The sequence below is a fragment of the Mycobacterium sp. genome, assembly GCF_049647605.1.
Classification (GTDB): Bacteria; Actinomycetota; Actinomycetes; order Mycobacteriales; family Mycobacteriaceae; genus Mycobacterium.
In genome coordinates, this window is sequence record NZ_JBARXZ010000164.1 from 1 (window position 1) to 16,164 (window position 16,164).

Consider the following 16,164-nt stretch of genomic DNA (forward strand, 5'->3'; position numbering starts at 1 on the left):
GCCCTGCATCTGGGTCCCGTGCTCACCGACGAGGACCGGCAGTATTTGACCTGTGATGCCACCTGCGAGGTGTGGTTCGAACGGGCCGGCCAACCCATCGGGGCCGGGCGGGAAACCCGCACCATCAGCCGTCGACTCCGCCGCGCCCTGGAATATCGGGATCGCTGCTGTGTGGTTCCCGGCTGTGGGGCTACCCGCGGGTTGCATGCTCATCACCTGCAGCATTGGGAGGACGGCGGCCCCACCGACCTGTCGAATCTGGTGCTGGTGTGTCCGTTCCACCACCGGCTGCATCACCGCGGCGGCATCAGTCTGACCGGACCCGCCGAACACCTGGTGGTCACCGACGCGTCGGGCCGAAAGCTTGAATCCGGTTCCTTGGCCCGACCCCCGACCACACCCCCACCCGATGTCCCACCCTGCCCCGGACCCACCGGCGAACACGCCAACTGGTGGTGGTACCAACCATTCCAACCACAACCACCACCAGCTAGCTAGCTGATCCTGGCTCACTCTCGTCGAGCGTTGGTTCGCCGAGCTGGCCACCAAGGAAACTGCGCCGCGGCAGCCAAACCTCGGTGCACCAACTCGACAACAACGGCCGCAGCTGGATCGACGCTTGGAACACCAACCCGTGCCCCTACCTACGGATCACGCCCGCGGCCCAAATCCTCGCTGGCATCGGGAACTACTGCCAACTAATCAACGACTCGGCTCAGACCGCCCGGCGGTGTTGGTGGGTCGGGAACGGTCTTCGCCTGGCGGCTCAGACCGCCCGGCCGCGCCCCTCACGGTAGTGACGCACCAGCGCATCGGTGGAGCTGTCCGACTGGGGTGCGGGAGAGTCGTCGCCGATGATGATGGGCAGCAAGGCTTTCGCCTGCGTCTTGCCCAGCTCCACGCCCCACTGATCGAAGGAGTCGATACCCCACACGACTCCTTCGGTGAAGACCTGGTGCTCGTAGAGCGCGATCAGCTGCCCCACCACCGACGGGGTGAGCTTGGTGGCCAGGATCGAGGTGGACGGCCGGTTGCCCGGCATCACCTTGTGTGGCACCACCTCTGCGGGAGTTCCCTCGGCAGCGATCTCCTCGGCAGTCTTGCCGAAGGCCAGCACCTGGGTCTGGGCGAAGAAGTTGCTCATCAGCAAGTCGTGCATGCTGCCGGTACCGTCGGCGGTGGGCAGGTCATCCGTCGGCTGCGAGAATCCGAGGAAATCTGCAGGGACGAGGCGAGTCCCCTGGTGCAACAGCTGATAGAACGCATGCTGGCCGTTGGTGCCCGGCTCGCCCCAGAAGATTTCTCCGGTGTCCGTGGTAGCCGGGGTTCCGTTGGCGCGCACCGACTTACCGTTGGACTCCATGGTGAGCTGCTGCAGGTAGGCCGCAAACCGGGCCAGATCGTTGGAGTAAGGCAAGACCGCCCGTGATTGCGCGCCGAAGAAATCCGAATACCACAGTCCGATCAAGCCCAGCAGTGCCGGCGCATTGGATTCCAGTGGCGCAGTGCGGAAATGCTCGTCGACGAGGTGGAAACCGGCCAGGAAGTCGGCAAACGCCTCCTTGCCGATCACGGCCATCACCGACAACCCGATCGCCGAGTCCACCGAGTAGCGGCCGCCCACCCAATCCCAGAAGCCGAACATGTTGTCGGTGTTGATCCCGAACTCGTCGACCAGCCGTTTGTTGGTCGACACCGCCACGAAGTGCTTGCTGACCGCCGCATCGCCCAAGGCGTCGGTGAGCCACCGCCGAGCCGCGGTGGCATTGGTCAGTGTCTCCAGCGTCGAGAAGGTCTTGGACGCGACGATGAACAGCGTTGTCGCCGGATCGAGGTCGGCGAGGGTGGCTACCAGGTCCGCGGGATCCACATTGGACACGAACCGGGCGGAGATGCCCGCGTCGGCGTAGTGGCGCAGTGCTTGATACACCATCACCGGCCCCAGGTCGGAGCCGCCGATACCGATGTTGACGACCGTCTTGATGCGTTCACCGGTGGCGCCGGTCCACTCGCCGCTGCGCAGCCGGTCGGTGAACTCACCCATCGAATCCAGCACGGCATGCACGTCGGCCACCACGTCCTGGCCGTCGACCGTCAGGGACGCGTCGCGCGGCAAGCGCAGCGCGGTGTGCAGAACGGCCCGGTCCTCAGAGGTGTTGATGTGTTCGCCGGCAAACATCGCGGCGCGGTGGGCCTCCAGGCCGGCGGTTTTGGCCAGCTCGATCAGCAGATCCAGGGTCTCGCGGGTGACCCGGTGCTTGCTGTAATCGATGTAGAGATCACCGACGGTCAACGTCAGCTCGCGGCCCCGGTCGGGGTCTTCGGCAAAGAACTCACGGAGATGCTTCTTGCCGATCTCATCATGGTGCCGTTGCAGAGCGATCCAAGCTGACGTCTGGGAGATATCCGCGATTTCGGTCATTCCCAAACCCTAATGCTGAGGATGCGACGCGGGGGTAGATGATTGATGTATGGACACCGCCAAGCTGCTGTCATCCGTTCCAACCGGACTGTGGATCGGGGGTGAGGAACGTCAGGGGACGTCCACTTTCGACGTCCTGAACCCCGCTACCGACGAGGTTTTGATCAAGGTCGCCGATGCAACCGCTGCCGACGCGCTGGCGGCGCTGGATGCCGCTGCGGCGGTGCAGGCCGACTGGGCCGCAACACCGGCGCGCCAGCGCGGTGAGATCCTGCGTTCGGTGTTCGAGACCATCACCGCGCGTGCCGACGACATCGCCGCCCTGATGACCCTCGAAATGGGCAAGGTGTACGCCGAGAGCAAAGGCGAAGTCACCTACGGTGCGGAGTTCTTCCGCTGGTTCGCCGAGGAAGCCGTCCGTATCGGCGGCCGTTACACCCCGAGCCCGGCCGGCACCGGCCGCATCATCGTGACAAAGGCGCCCGTCGGCCCGTGTTACGCGATCACGCCATGGAACTTCCCGCTGGCCATGGGCACCCGCAAGATCGGCCCGGCGCTGGCGGCCGGCTGCACGATGCTGGTCAAGCCCGCGCAGGAAACCCCACTGACAATGCTGCTGCTGGCCAAGCTCATCGGCGAAGCCGGGCTGCCCAAAGGGGTGCTGTCGGTGCTGCCGACCACCCAGCCGCGTGAGGTCACCACCGCACTCATCGACGACGGCCGGCTGCGCAAGCTCACCTTCACCGGTTCCACCGGGGTGGGCAAGGCCCTGGTGAAGCAGTCGTCGGACAAGTTGCTGCGGACATCGATGGAGCTCGGCGGCAACGCCCCCTTCATCGTTTTCGACGATGCCGACGTCGACGCCGCAGTCGACGGCGCCATCCTCGCCAAGATGCGCAACGGCGGTGAGGCCTGCACCGCGGCCAACCGCTTCCACGTCGCCAACTCGGTCCGCGAGGAATTCACCGAGAAGCTGGTGAAGCGGATGGGCGAGTTCACCCTGGGCAATGGCCTCGACGAGTCGTCGAAACTGGGTCCGCTGATCAACCCGAAACAGGTGGCCACCGTTCAGGAATTGGTCTCCGACGCGGTCGAGCGCGGCGCCACGGTGGCGGTCGGTGGCGAAGCCCCCGCCGGCCCGGGCAACTTCTACCCGGCCACGGTGCTGACCGATGTTCCCTCCGATGCCCGCATCCTCAAGGAGGAAGTGTTCGGACCGGTGGCCCCGATCACCGGCTTCGACTCCGAAGAGGACGGCATCAAGGCCGCCAATGACACCGAGTACGGGTTGGCGGCCTACGTCTACACCCAATCCCTCGACCGTGCGCTGCGGGTGGCCGAGGCTCTCGAATCCGGCATGGTCGGCGTGAACCGCGGCGTGATCTCCGATGCGGCCGCACCGTTCGGTGGGGTCAAGGAATCCGGTTTCGGTCGGGAAGGCGGCTCCGAGGGCATCGAGGAGTACCTCGACACGAAGTACATCGCCTTGACCCCCTGAGTCTCTCGCGGGGTTGTGCCGCGCGCCTCGCCGACTCGGGTATCCGATCGCGCGGGGCGGCGGTGCCCAACGAGTCGATCTAGACTGACGCCATGGCGAGTCCCGCGATCGCGATCAAGGACCTCGACGCGATGACCGAGGTGCTCCGAGTGTTGGCGAACCCGGTTCGGTTGAGGATTCTCGAGTGGTTGGGTGATCCGGACACGCATTTCAGTGAATGGGAGCCCATTGCCGCCCGAGCTGAGGCCGGGGTGTGCGTCAGCCATATCCAGGCCAAGACGCAACTGGCCCAGTCGACGGTGTCGGCCTACATGACCGACATGCAGCGAGCCGGATTGGTCACCTCGACGCGGGTGGGTAAATGGACGCATTACCGCCGCGACGATGAGGCCGTCAGCGCGTTCATCCGGCTCTTGGGCGACACGCTGACGGCCTCATCGGTTCACACGCCGACGGCGTGACCGGAGATCGACCCCTTGTCAGGGTGGCCGCCGGGTCGCTCTTCGTAATAGACGATGTCAGGTGTTGCGGAGAAGAACTCGCCGACGCGCGACAAGGCAGTCTGGATGTGCGCGCTGTTGAGGTGCTTGTCGAGTAGCGGGCGGTTTTCCCACCGCTCGACGTAGACGAGGCGACGGGGATCCTCGAGGCCCCGATTGAGGGCATACAGCAGGCATCCGTCCTCGTTGTGTGTTTCATCCAGGAGGTCTGCCAGGAACTCTTCGGCTTCACGTTCCTTACCAGGCTTCGCGATGAATGATGCGACCACGATGATCTCGGACATGGTGTACTTCCTTCCTCGATGTTCTAAATCCGTTGGCGTGCAGTGTCGGCCGCGTTGGGCGGCGTAGCGATTGCCTCGTGTTGGATGCGGGCCAGTTGTCGGGTCTTGGCTCGGGCAGCCTTGGCTCGGGCGGCGTATCCCGACAATCCGACCGCGACAATCAACACCATGCCGTTGAATACCGGCTGTACCCAGAACGGCGCTCCCAGTTGCTGAAGCCCCGCGACGGCGACCGACAGGGTGTAGGCGGCCAGCACCGTGCCGATGGGATTGAACCGCCCGGGCGTAATGGCCGTAGCGCCCAAGAATGCACCGGCGAATGCGGGTAGCAGATAGGTTGCCTCGCCGCCCGGGACCGCGGATCCGAGCTGGCTGCCGAGGATGCAGCCGGCAGTTGCGGCCAGAACACCCGAGGCGATGAAGCTGCCGATCACGATTCGGTCGGCTCTGATTCCGGTGAGTTCGGCAGCGCGGCGGTTGCCGCCGACGGCATACAGTCGGCGGCCGATGGGAAGGCGCGCCAATACGAACCACAGTGCTGCGGTGACGATGGCGACGTACAGGACCGGAAGCGGAATCCCGAATAGGTCCCCTCGCGCCAACCTGGTCAACGACTGCGGCACACCGGCATAGATGGGGGCACCGCCGGTGTACCAGACGACCAAACCTCCTATCACTGTGCTGTTCGCCAGGGTGGTGACGAACGCGTTGATCCTGAATTTGACGATGACCAAGCCGTTGACGAGCCCGATGAGTGCCCCGGCGATGATCGACAGCACCACTGCTACTGCGGGTGGAAGTCCTTGCAGGACACAGAGTCCGGTGACAAGAGCCTGCGCAGCGCCCAGAGTGCCCGCGACGGAGAGATCGAATTCGCCGACGATGAGTGGCATCATCGCAGCCAACGCCAGGAGCACGATGACAGCTTGGTTGTTCAGAATGGCGCGGTAATTGTCGACGGTGGCGAAGCTCGAAGGCATAGCCACCGAAAAGCCGACGATCAAGACCAACAGAATGGCCCCGAGGCCACTGCGTGCGACCCAGCTGGTTCCGTCCCGGCCCGGAAGGGTCGAGGTGGAGTCACGTTCCATAGGAAGCTCCTGTGAGTGAGGCGACGGTCAGGTCGGCGCCGGCCAATACCCTTGTGATGGCGCCGCGGCACAGCACAACGGCGCGGTCGGCCAGGTCGGCGACCTCCTGAAAATCTGAACTGGCGACCACGATGGGCATCCCTGCGGCGGACGCCTCGCGGAGTTTTTGGTAGATCGTGGTGCGGGCTCCGATGTCAACCCCCGACGTCGGCTCGCACAGCAGTAGCAACCGCGGCTGCTGTGCCAACGCCCGGGCGATGAGGATCTTCTGCGCGTTACCGCCGCTGAGTACCGCCACGGCTGCCTCACAGTCCCGGGGCCGAACGTCGAACGCGCTCATCGACTTTGCGGTGAGGTCCCGTTCTCCTCGGCGGTCCATCGGCCGGAATCGAGCAGGCGGGTTCGGGAACATGTTCTCTCGGATGGTCAGGCTCCCGGCGAGGCCTTCCCTGTTTCGGTCGGGCGGGACGTAGTGAATTCCGCGCTCCAGTGCCGATGTTGGGCTCACTGGCGTGTAGTCACGGTTGTCGAGTGAAATCCGACCGCTGTTGTGGTGCTGGGCGCCGTAGAGACTGGCGAGAACCGCCAGGTGGCCACCGTCGGCGAAGCCGGTGACGGCGACGATCTCCCCATGAGAGACATCAAAAGTGACGTCGTTGAAACCCGGACCGCTGAGATTCGCGATCGACAGACGGGCGGCCTCACTGGTCTTGCCGGAAGCGCGGGCCGGCATCTCGGGGACGTGGCCGACGATCATCTCGATGAGTGCGGCCTGGGTCAGTCCGGCGACCGGGCGTGAACATGCCAACGTTCCGTTGCGTAGGACGGTGACCTGGTCGCAGTGCGAGAGGACCTCATCTAGGCGATGGGTGACAAGCAGGCAGGAAAGCCCGGTGTTTCGCAGCGTCCGGAGAATCTCCAGCAGCCGGCTGGCTTCCCCGGCGGCAAGGCTGGCGGTCGGCTCGTCCAACACGATGAGTCGCGCGTCCAGGACGAGCGCGCGGGCGATGGCGACGGTTGCCTGTTCGGCGATCGACAACTCTGCGACCGGAGTGTCCGGGTTGAGGTCCACGTCGAGTTTAGCCAGCGCGGTGCGCGCCAAATCGCGAGTCCGGGTCCACCGGATACCGGTGCGGCCCAACGGATATCCTGCATATGCAGCGATATTCTCCGCGATCGACATCGTTTCCACGAGCCCCAGATCCTGGTGGATGAACACTACGCCCTGATCGGTCATGAACCGTGGTGTGCGGCGGCCGGGGGCGTGAGCTCCACCCAGCAGGATTTCACCGCCATCCTCGTGTTCTACCGCGGCCAGGATCTTCACCAGGGTCGACTTGCCTGCTCCGTTCTCGCCGAGTAGAGCGTGGACTTCCCCCGGAGCGATTCGAAGGTTCACACCCGAGAGCGCGGCGGTGCCGCCATAGACCTTTTGCAGGTCTCGTACCTCGAGTACCGGGTGAACCTCGGTCGGAGACACGGCACTCGGCAGCGACAGGGGTGACCGACCCGTGGTCACTGGGTGCCCCACAGGTCGGCGTAGACGGATTCGTAGTCGAAGAAGCTCTGAAATGCGCCCACGCCCGTCGTCGGTGGATCCTCCGAGGAGTAGAGGTGGGCCAGGTAGGGAAGATCGGCGGGTTCGACATACGGGGTCCCGGCCAATCCCCGAATCACCTGATCAACGCTCTGGTACATCGCCAGTTTCGGGTCGACCGAGCTCACCATCGTCAGTGAGCCATCGGCGAGCAATTGCTGATTCACGGCATCCAGGTCGTCGGCATAGATCTTGATGTCGCGACCCGAACTCGCGACGGCTTGGACAGCGGAGAAGGCGCCCACCGAGTAGGGCAGCACCAAGGTGTTCATCGTCGGGTTCGCGTTGATGATGCTGCCCAAGATGTTTGCGGCAGTTGCGGAGTTGTTCGCGTCGGTGATCTGCCATGTTGCGGTGCTGACCTTGCAACCGGCGCAGTCTTCGATCACCCGGGTGAGGTTGTCGATCTTGCGCACAACCGCGGGAAACGCCTCGTCGCGTATCGCAACGACGTCGGCTTTCCCCTCGGTGTCGGCGACAATGCCCCAGCCGAGCAGCTCGGCGGAAAGACCGTTCGCATAGTCGGCGGCCGCATCGAACTGCCCGTGACCGCCGGTTGGTGTGGGATCACAGGTGGAGACGGTCACGATTCCCGACGCGCGGGCCGCTTCGAGCTTGTCGGACACCTGGGTCGCGGTGACGCAGACAGCGATGATGGCGTCCGGCCGTAGCGCGATCGCGCTCGCCATCGCCTGATTGATGTTCGCGATGTCCGCCGACCCGTTGATGTTGACCAGGGTGGCGTCGAATCCGGCATGTTCGGCGAGGCTGGCGCCAGCCTGAGCTGTCTCGTTGCACACGGTCGCGCCGCACGAGACGAAGGCGATGTGGGCCGACGCCGGCAGCGGGGGAGTCTCGGTCGGCCCCATCCAGGTTTGCATCGGGGTGAGCTCGCTGCCTGGGGTGAACCCGTTTCCCGGCGCGTACACGACGCCGGCGGTGGCGTCCTGCGTGATGCGTTCGGCCAGCGCCAGATATTCCGCGCTCGTGGAGCCGCCGTCACCGGTCTCGGTGGCTGACTGATCACTGCCGCTGCACGCCGTGGCGGTGATGGTGAGGACCGCGGTCGCCGCGCCCGCCAGCAGCCGGCGGCGTCCTCCGGCGATCACGACCCCACCGTCGCGCTCGTGGAGCTCTCCGGCGCGGCGTTGTGGTCGGCGACGGAATGCGACGCGAGCGCGCCGGTGAGAGCAATGCCCGCCTGCTCTGGGCGAAACAGCGACGCCTGCCGGTTCCACTCGGTGAGCTCGCAGTCTTGGGCCCAGCGCCGTGTCGTGCCGGCGATCCGTGGATCCAGATCGGCGATGTGCGGGTAGTCCACCTCGATGACGTTGCCGGCCACATCGCGGATCCACATCTGCACTTCGCCACCAGGCAGCACGAAGATGTGGTGCGGGAACGTGTCGGTGTCGATGAGGCCTTCACGTTCTGCTCGCCAGTACAGCCGCTCGAAGGCGTCTCGATCGTCGACAGTGATCGCGAAGTGATATGCCGTTGACGCGGTGGAAGCGTGCTGTACGAGGTGTATCTGGATTTTTCCCACCAGTAACCAGGCGACGGGAACCGGGAATTTCGGCGACGGGATGATCCGCGCATCGAACCAGTCCACGTAGAACGCACTGCTTTTCTCGACGTCATCGACGGGCAGAGCCACGTGATTGATGTAGGGCACGGACTTCTCCTGGGCTAGCGGTTGTGAGATGTGCATCACTCTGGCCGCGGAGGTGGCATTCTGTCCAATACCTGTTTTTCATGTTTGTCATAGCCGCTATCTATGGGAGTGTCGTGAACCTTCGCCAATTGCAGTACTTCGTTGCCGTGGTCGAGGAGGGCAGCTTCACCCGCGCCGCGCAGCGTCTGTTTGTGGCGCAACCGAGCTTGTCCAAGCAGGTGGCCGCTCTGGAATCCGAACTGGGCGGCGCGCTCATCGAACGATTGCCCCGGGGCGTCCGTCTGACGCCCGCGGGCCGGGCGTTTCTGCCGGGGGCCAGGGCCACGACACTCAACGCCGAGCGGGCCCGGCGGGCGGCCCTCATGGCGAACGACGTCGAGGCCGGGCGGTTGGAGATCGCAGCCCTGCTGTCCATTGCGATCGGGCTCCTGCCGCGATGTATCCGCGCATTGCGCCAGCAACACCCGCACGTGTTGGTCGACCTGCACGAGTATCGCCACCGTCGGGTGATGGAGGATGCGGTCCGCGCCGGCGTTGCCGACCTCGCCATCGGGCCGACGCCCCACCGGTGGGACGGCCCGATCGTGACGCTGGGATGGGAGGAGTTTGTCGTGCTGTTCCCCGAGGATGACCCGGTTCTGGCGCAGGAGGGGCGGGTCGATCTGGCAACTCTGGAAGATCGTCGCTGGGTGCTGCCCGACGCCACCGCGGGCATGGCCCCTCTCGTCGACGGTGTTTGCCGGGACGCTGGGTTTGCACCGTTGCCGGCAGTGCACACCTCTCAGATCGAGGCGTTGGCCCGCCTCGCCGCGTGTGGGCTGGGGCCGACGATCCTGCCCAGCAACGTCGTGCCCGGCGATCTCGGACATCTGGTGCGTCAGCTCAAACGGCCTCTGGCGCGCGAACTCTCGGTCTACACGCGCAGCGAATGGCCGCCGCTCGGGCAGGCGTTTCTGCAGACGCTGGCTTCATCCCCGTTTGTCGCGCAGCCGCGCAACGCCTACGTGTACGCCGAGTTCGCCGATCGCCCGGATTGACACATATCGACAAATCGCGATACTTAGATTTGACAGCCGGAGGCAAGGAAGGACAACACACATGGGCGTTATCGATGAACGTGATCTCGGGACCTTCGGGGTGTGGACCTTCGACTTCGAATCTCAGCCGGCCAGCGCTATCCGGGACAGTGTTCAAGCGATCGAGGCCCAGGGGTGGAAGACGGTCTGGATTCCGGAACTGCTCGGCCGCGACGCCTTCACCCACGCCGGTTTCCTGCTGGCAACCACCCGGCGTCTCAACGTCGTCAATGGGATAGCCCAGATCTGGTCCCGCGACGCTCTGTGGACCCACGGGGCGTCGGTGCTTCTGGCCGACGCCTACCCCGGCCGTCATGTGGTGGGGCTCGGTTACGGCGGTGGCCGGCGCGGCGAGGTCAAACCGCTCGCGGCGATGGGGGAATACCTCGACGAGCTCGACGGCCTGAGCACCCCGAACCCGAGCCCCCGCTCTCCGGTACGCCGGATCCTGGCCGCCTACGGACCCGAGATGCTGCGCCTGGCACGGCAACGCTCACAGGGCGCGCACACCTATCACGTCAACACCGCGCACACCGCGCAAGCGCGCGACATTCTCGGTCCAGATCGCTTCCTGGGCGTGGAGCACGCCGTGCTGTTCGAAACCGACGCCGATGCAGCCCGCGCGCTCGCGCGGGAACATCTGCAGCCGTACCTCAACCAGCCGTTCAACGTCGCGAAGTTCCGGCGGCTGGGCTACTCGGACGACGAGATCGGTCACGGCGGCAGCGATCGGCTCGTCGACGACCTCGTGTTCTGGGGGGACGTGGACACCATCGTGGAGAAACTGCGTCACCACGTCGACGCGGGTGCGGACCACGTAGCAATCCAGGTGATAGGGACTCCCGCTGGGGGTTCCGCTGCGCCGCACTGGCAGGCCCTCGCCGAAGCTCTGCTCTAGCCTCCATGCCCGCGCCGGTAGCCCGCACTGTGTCCGCTCGCCGCGGCCCGCACGGGGGGAACTGCCGCGCGCCTCACGGATCGGACGCCGCAGAGCTCATAGACTCCCGCGCGGATCGACATGGGAGGTCATGAGGTGACTGCGGCGCCTGTTCGCGTCGGTGGGCCTCGCCGATGGGTCGCCACCGGGATGTCCCGCCGGATGCCGGGCCGCCGATCCATCCCTGCGCTCGACGGCATCCGGGCCATCGCGGTGGTTCTGGTGCTCGCCGAACACGGCGGCGTCCCCGGCGTGCCCGGCGGATTCCTCGGCGTCGACATGTTCTTTGTGCTCAGCGGTTTCCTGATCACCTCGCTGCTGCTCGACGAACTTGGACGTACCGGGCGCATCAGCTTGCGTGACTTCTGGATTCGTCGCTTCCGCCGGTTGTTACCGGCCCTGCTGGTGGTGGTGTCGGCGGTACTGGTCTTCCGGCAGTTGTTCCCGGCCGGCGCAATCACCGGGCTGCGCGAGGAGGCCGTCGCCGCTTTCCTGTGGATGGCCAACTGGGCGTTTGTCGCCCAGGGCACCGACTACTTCTCGCAGGGCAGTCCGGCGTCGCCCCTGCAGCACATGTGGTCGCTGGGGGTGGAGGAACAGTTCTACCTCGTCTGGCCGCTGCTGATCGTCGCGGTGCCGCTGACGGTGCTGGCGCTCCGCCGTGGAGCGCCGAGCCTGCGGGCGGTGCGCCTGTCGGTGTTTGTGCTCGCGATCACCGGCGCCGCAGCCTCGGCGACCGCGGCGGTGCTGCTGGTCTCCGAACAAACTCTGAACCGCGTCTATTTTGGCACCGACACCCGGGTGCAGGCCCTGCTGCTCGGTGCGGCGGCGGCCGCGCTGCTGGTGCGCGACTGGTCGTCGGTGACCGCCGGAGGCAACGTGATCCGGTCACGTTGGATCCGGTGGGCAGCTCGCGGGGTGTCGTTGGCCGGGGTCGCGGTGCTGGCCTTCGCGGCGCATCGGGCCAGCGGGAGCGTCGACGACTTCCGCTCCGGGCTGCTGGTCATCGTGGCGGTCGGGGCGATCCTGGTGGTGGTGCCGGTGGCACTCGATCAAGCCGGACCGGTGGCGCGGGTGCTGGCATTGCCCCCACTGGTGTGGTTGGGGACCATCTCCTACGGCGTGTACCTCTGGCACTGGCCGGTGTTCGGCATCCTCAACGGCGAGCGCACCGGCTGGACGGGATGGTCACTGTTCACCGTGCGGTGCGTGGTCACCCTGGCCTTGGCGGCGGCCTCCTGGTGGCTGATCGAGCAGCCCGTCCAGCGGTGGCGCCCCGCTGCGGTGCCGATGTTGCGCTTCGCGGCGGCGACAGCGGCGACGGCGGCCGTGGTGACGGTGACAGTGGTCCGGGTGGATCCGGTGCCGGTCGACGAACCCCTGGACATTGCGTCGGCGGCGATGGTGATGCCCGAGATTCCGGTGGTGGTGGGACCCGATGCCGCCGAACCCGGGACACCCAGCACCGCTGTCTTCGGGGATTCGGTCGCCTGGACGTTGATGCGCTACTTCCCGCCGACACCTGAGCTGCGGATGGCCGACTACACGACCATCGGTTGCGGAATCGCCCGCGGCGGCCCCTACCGGGCGACGGGCCAAGAGCTCAACCAGAAGCCGGAGTGCGACACCTGGCCGAGCCGCTGGACCCAACGCATCCAGCATTCGCGTCCCGACTCGGTGCTGTTGATGATCGGCCGTTGGGAGACCGTCGACCGCATGCACGACGGGGAGTGGACGCACGTCGGCGACGACGATTACGACACCTACCTGCGCGGCGAACTCAATCGTGCGCTGGACATCCTGGGATCAACCGGCGCGCACGTCGTCGTCACCACGGCGCCTTACAGTCGGCGCGCCGAACGCTCCGACGGCAGCCTGTATCCCGAGGACCGGCCGGCACGCACCAACCAGTGGAACACGCTGCTGCGTGAGGTCGCCGAGAAGCGACCCAACGTCACGGTGCTGGACCTGAACAAGAAGCTGGGGCCGGGCGGCGCGTACACCAACCGGGTCGACGGAATCCGGCTGCGCAGCGACGGGGTGCATCCCACCCCGCAGGCGGTCGAATGGCTGGCGCCGTGGCTGATCGAGGCGCTCTCGAAATGAGGCTGGGACGGCGCGTCCACTCGACCTTCTGAGAAGACGGCCCCGATGACCAGACGGCTCGGTGACCAGACTGTTCAGTGACCGAGGCGGCCGCGGCCCATGCGCAGCAGCAGCATGGCCAGGTCTTTGCCCTCGGGGCCGAGGCTGCTGAAACGCTCGATGACCTTCATCTCACGGCTGTGCACCAGGCGGGTGCCGCCGGAGGCCATCCGCGCTTTGCCGATGATCTTGGAAACCTCGGTGCGACGGGTGATGGCGGCCAGGATCTCGGCGTCCAAACGGTCGATCTCGAGGCGCAGCTCGTCGATGTCCTCGGCGGTGGCCTCGGATTGAACTCGAGTTTCGGTACTCATGTCTTGCTCCGCATTCTCGCTGCTGGTGGGTTCTGGTCTCATCCGCTCCCGGGCCTCACGCAACAAAAGAGCCCCGGATCCGGATTCGGACCACGGGGCTCAGGAATGACTAAGCGCCGGGCACCGTGATCCGGTACCCGTAAAAAAATCGACGCCACGCATTGAGCACGGATCGAGTGTGCCACTAACCGCTACACGGGCGCAAAGTGTCTGCGCCCAGCGGTAAGTTTGATCACGATATGAGCACGCTAACCGAAACTGATCAGCTCCTCGATGGCCTCAACCCGCAGCAACGCCAGGCGGTGCTGCACGAGGGGACGCCGCTGCTGATCGTCGCCGGTGCGGGGTCCGGCAAGACGGCAGTGCTGACCCGCCGAATCGCCTACCTGCTGGCCGCCCGCGACGTCGGGGTCGGACAGATCCTGGCCATCACCTTCACCAACAAGGCGGCCGCCGAGATGCGGGAGCGGGTGGTCGACCTCGTCGGTCCCCGGGCAAAGTCGATGTGGGTTTCGACGTTCCACTCCACCTGCGTCCGGATCCTGCGCAATCAGGCGTCACTGCTGCCCGGGCTGAACTCCAACTTCTCGATCTATGACGCCGACGATTCGCGCCGGCTGCTCATGATGATCGGCAAGGACATGGGCCTGGACACCAAGCGCTACACCCCGCGGCTGCTGGCCACCGCGATCTCCAACCTGAAGAACGAGCTGATCGACCCGGACAGCGCGGTTGCCGCCCTCGACGAGTCGGCCGACGACATGACCCGCACCGTCGCCTCGGTGTACGGCGAGTACCAGCGGCGGCTGCGCTCGGCCAACGCGCTGGACTTCGACGACCTGATCGGCGAGACGGTGGCGGTACTGCAGGCGTTCCCGCAGATCGCGCAGTACTACCGGCGCAGATTCCGGCACATCCTGGTCGACGAGTACCAGGACACCAACCATGCGCAGTACATGCTGGTCCGCGAACTCGTCGGCCACGACCTGCCCGAGAGCGACGGGGTCACCCCCGGTGAGCTCTGTGTGGTCGGTGACGCCGACCAGTCGATCTATGCGTTCCGCGGCGCGACCATCCGCAATATCGAGGACTTCGAGCGCGACTACCCGAACGCCACGACGATCCTGCTGGAACAGAATTACCGCTCCACCCAGACCATCCTGAACGCGGCCAACTCGGTGATCTCGCGTAATGCCGGCCGTCGCGAGAAGCGGCTGTGGACGGATTCCGGTGAAGGCGAGTTGATCGTCGGCTATGTCGCCGACAACGAACACGACGAGGCCCGGTTCGTCGCGCAGGAGATCGACTCGCTGGCCGACCGGGGCGAGATCTCGTACAACGACGTCGCGGTGTTCTACCGCACCAACAACTCCTCCCGTGCGCTCGAAGAAGTGTTCATCCGAGCCGGTATTCCGTACAAAGTGGTTGGGGGAGTGCGCTTCTACGAGCGCAAGGAGATCCGGGACATCGTCGCCTACCTGAGGGTGCTCGACAATCCGGGAGACACGGTGAGCATGCGGCGCATCCTCAACACCCCACGCCGAGGTATCGGCGATCGCGCTGAAGCCTGTGTCGCCGTCTACGCCGAGAACACCGGCACCGGCTTCAACGATTCGTTGCAAGCCGCCGCCGAAGGCAAGGTCCCGATGCTGAACACGCGCTCGGAGAAGGCGATCGCGTCGTTCATCCAGCTGCTCGGCGGGCTGCGGGCCAAGCTGGGCGACGAGCTCGGTGACCTGGTGGAGCAGGTGCTCGACCGCACCGGATACCGCAGTGAGCTGGAAGCCTCCAGCGATCCCCAGGATCAGGCACGCCTGGACAACCTGAATGAACTCGTCAGCGTCGCACACGAATTCAGCATCGACCGGGCCAACGCTGCGGCCCAGCGCGCCGCCGATGACAGCGCCGAGCCCATCGATGAAGACATTCCCGAAACCGGGCTGCTCGCCGAGTTCCTCGAGCGGGTGTCCCTGGTGGCCGACAGCGATCAGATCCCGGAAGAGGGCGCGGGTGTGGTCACGATGATGACGCTGCACACCGCCAAAGGCCTGGAGTTCCCGGTGGTGTACGTCACCGGATGGGAGGACGGCATGTTCCCGCACATGCGGGCGCTCGGGGATCCGACCGAACTGTCCGAAGAGCGGCGGCTGGCCTACGTGGGAATCACCCGCGCCCGGCAGCGGCTGTACCTGAGCCGGGCGAAGGTGCGTTCCTCATGGGGGCAGCCGATGCTCAACCCGGAATCACGCTTCCTGCGGGAGATTCCGCAGGAACTGATCGACTGGCGACGGACGGAGGCGACGTCGGCGCCGAGCGCGCCGGTCAGCGGGGCCGGCCGGTTCGGGACACCGCGCCCGGCACCCGGTCGTGGCGCCCCGGCACGGAACCGTCAACTGATCACGCTGGAACCCGGGGACCGCGTCACCCACGACAAGTACGGACTGGGGCGGGTCGAAGAGGTCAACGGTGTCGGTGAATCCGCGATGTCGCTCATCGACTTCGGCAGTTCCGGCCGGGTCAAGTTGATGCACAACCACGCCCCGATCAGCAAGCTGTAAACATGCTCAGAACACAGCGGTAGAAAGACGCCGTACGCCACGCCGCTGGATCACCAGGACGTGTACTCGC

At 65.7% G+C, this 16,164-nt stretch carries 14 protein-coding genes; 7 read left to right on the plus strand and 7 right to left on the minus strand.

Annotation, left to right across the window (positions count from 1 at the left end; genetic code table 11):
* The coding region (locus WBB07_RS21315) for an HNH endonuclease signature motif containing protein (RefSeq protein ID WP_526310358.1) at positions 1–498 on the plus strand (498 nt) is incomplete at its 5' end.
* 268 nt (positions 499–766) lie between these two features.
* Here the strand turns inward: WBB07_RS21315 and pgi are convergent.
* Positions 767–2,422 (minus strand): glucose-6-phosphate isomerase, encoded by a 1,656-nt coding sequence (gene pgi / locus WBB07_RS21320; RefSeq protein WP_526310359.1) that lies wholly within the window; start codon positions 2,420–2,422, stop codon positions 767–769.
* A 49-nt stretch (positions 2,423–2,471) separates the two neighbouring features.
* Between pgi and WBB07_RS21325 the strand changes: the two genes are divergently transcribed.
* A complete protein-coding gene (locus WBB07_RS21325; protein ID WP_526310360.1) occupies positions 2,472–3,920 on the plus strand; it encodes an NAD-dependent succinate-semialdehyde dehydrogenase in 1,449 nt (482 codons plus the stop codon).
* Positions 3,921–4,012: 92 nt separating this feature from the next.
* Positions 4,013–4,381: an ArsR/SmtB family transcription factor gene (locus WBB07_RS21330; protein WP_526310361.1), complete on the plus strand. Its 369-nt coding sequence runs from the start codon at positions 4,013–4,015 to the stop codon at positions 4,379–4,381.
* Here WBB07_RS21330 and WBB07_RS21335 read toward each other — a convergent pair.
* The 5 genes from WBB07_RS21335 to WBB07_RS21355 are packed head-to-tail and all read right to left on the minus strand — an operon-like array spanning position 4,363 to position 9,064.
* Positions 4,363–4,704 (minus strand): putative quinol monooxygenase, encoded by a 342-nt coding sequence (locus tag WBB07_RS21335; RefSeq protein ID WP_526310362.1) that lies wholly within the window; start codon positions 4,702–4,704, stop codon positions 4,363–4,365. The genes WBB07_RS21330 and WBB07_RS21335 overlap by 19 nt on opposite strands.
* Positions 4,705–4,727: 23 nt before the next feature.
* On the minus strand, positions 4,728–5,795 hold the full coding sequence (locus tag WBB07_RS21340; protein WP_526310363.1) for an ABC transporter permease: 1,068 nt from the start codon (positions 5,793–5,795) through the stop codon (positions 4,728–4,730).
* Positions 5,785–7,314, minus strand: a complete 1,530-nt coding sequence (locus WBB07_RS21345) for a sugar ABC transporter ATP-binding protein (RefSeq protein WP_526310364.1) — start codon at positions 7,312–7,314, stop codon at positions 5,785–5,787. The genes WBB07_RS21340 and WBB07_RS21345 overlap by 11 nt, the downstream gene beginning before the upstream one ends.
* On the minus strand, positions 7,311–8,501 hold the full coding sequence (locus WBB07_RS21350; protein WP_526310365.1) for a sugar ABC transporter substrate-binding protein: 1,191 nt from the start codon (positions 8,499–8,501) through the stop codon (positions 7,311–7,313). The genes WBB07_RS21345 and WBB07_RS21350 overlap by 4 nt, the downstream gene beginning before the upstream one ends.
* Complete coding sequence (locus WBB07_RS21355) at positions 8,498–9,064, minus strand: VOC family protein (protein WP_526310366.1); 567 nt, start codon at positions 9,062–9,064, stop codon at positions 8,498–8,500. Before WBB07_RS21355 ends, WBB07_RS21350 begins: the two co-directional genes overlap by 4 nt.
* A 113-nt stretch (positions 9,065–9,177) precedes the next feature.
* Here WBB07_RS21355 and WBB07_RS21360 point away from each other — a divergent pair, with 113 nt between their 5' ends.
* From WBB07_RS21360 to WBB07_RS21370, 3 genes are all read left to right on the plus strand, one after another.
* Positions 9,178–10,101 carry a LysR family transcriptional regulator gene (locus WBB07_RS21360; RefSeq protein WP_526310367.1) on the plus strand — a complete coding sequence of 308 codons (924 nt, stop codon included), beginning with the start codon at positions 9,178–9,180 and terminating at the stop codon, positions 10,099–10,101.
* Between the two features lie 61 nt (positions 10,102–10,162).
* Positions 10,163–11,038 carry a TIGR03620 family F420-dependent LLM class oxidoreductase gene (locus WBB07_RS21365; RefSeq protein WP_526310368.1) on the plus strand — a complete coding sequence of 292 codons (876 nt, stop codon included), beginning with the start codon at positions 10,163–10,165 and terminating at the stop codon, positions 11,036–11,038.
* 120 nt (positions 11,039–11,158) lie between these two features.
* Positions 11,159–13,183 carry an SGNH/GDSL hydrolase family protein gene (locus WBB07_RS21370; protein WP_526310369.1) on the plus strand — a complete coding sequence of 675 codons (2,025 nt, stop codon included), beginning with the start codon at positions 11,159–11,161 and terminating at the stop codon, positions 13,181–13,183.
* A 74-nt stretch (positions 13,184–13,257) separates the two neighbouring features.
* Here the strand turns inward: WBB07_RS21370 and WBB07_RS21375 are convergent, their stop codons facing one another.
* Positions 13,258–13,578 carry a chorismate mutase gene (locus WBB07_RS21375; RefSeq protein ID WP_526310370.1) on the minus strand — a complete coding sequence of 107 codons (321 nt, stop codon included), beginning with the start codon at positions 13,576–13,578 and terminating at the stop codon, positions 13,258–13,260.
* Positions 13,579–13,775: 197 nt separating this feature from the next.
* On the opposite strand from WBB07_RS21375, the gene pcrA reads away from it, so the two are divergent.
* Positions 13,776–16,094, plus strand: a complete 2,319-nt coding sequence (gene pcrA / locus WBB07_RS21380) for a DNA helicase PcrA (protein WP_526310371.1) — start codon at positions 13,776–13,778, stop codon at positions 16,092–16,094.
* Positions 16,095–16,164 lie beyond the last annotated feature (70 nt).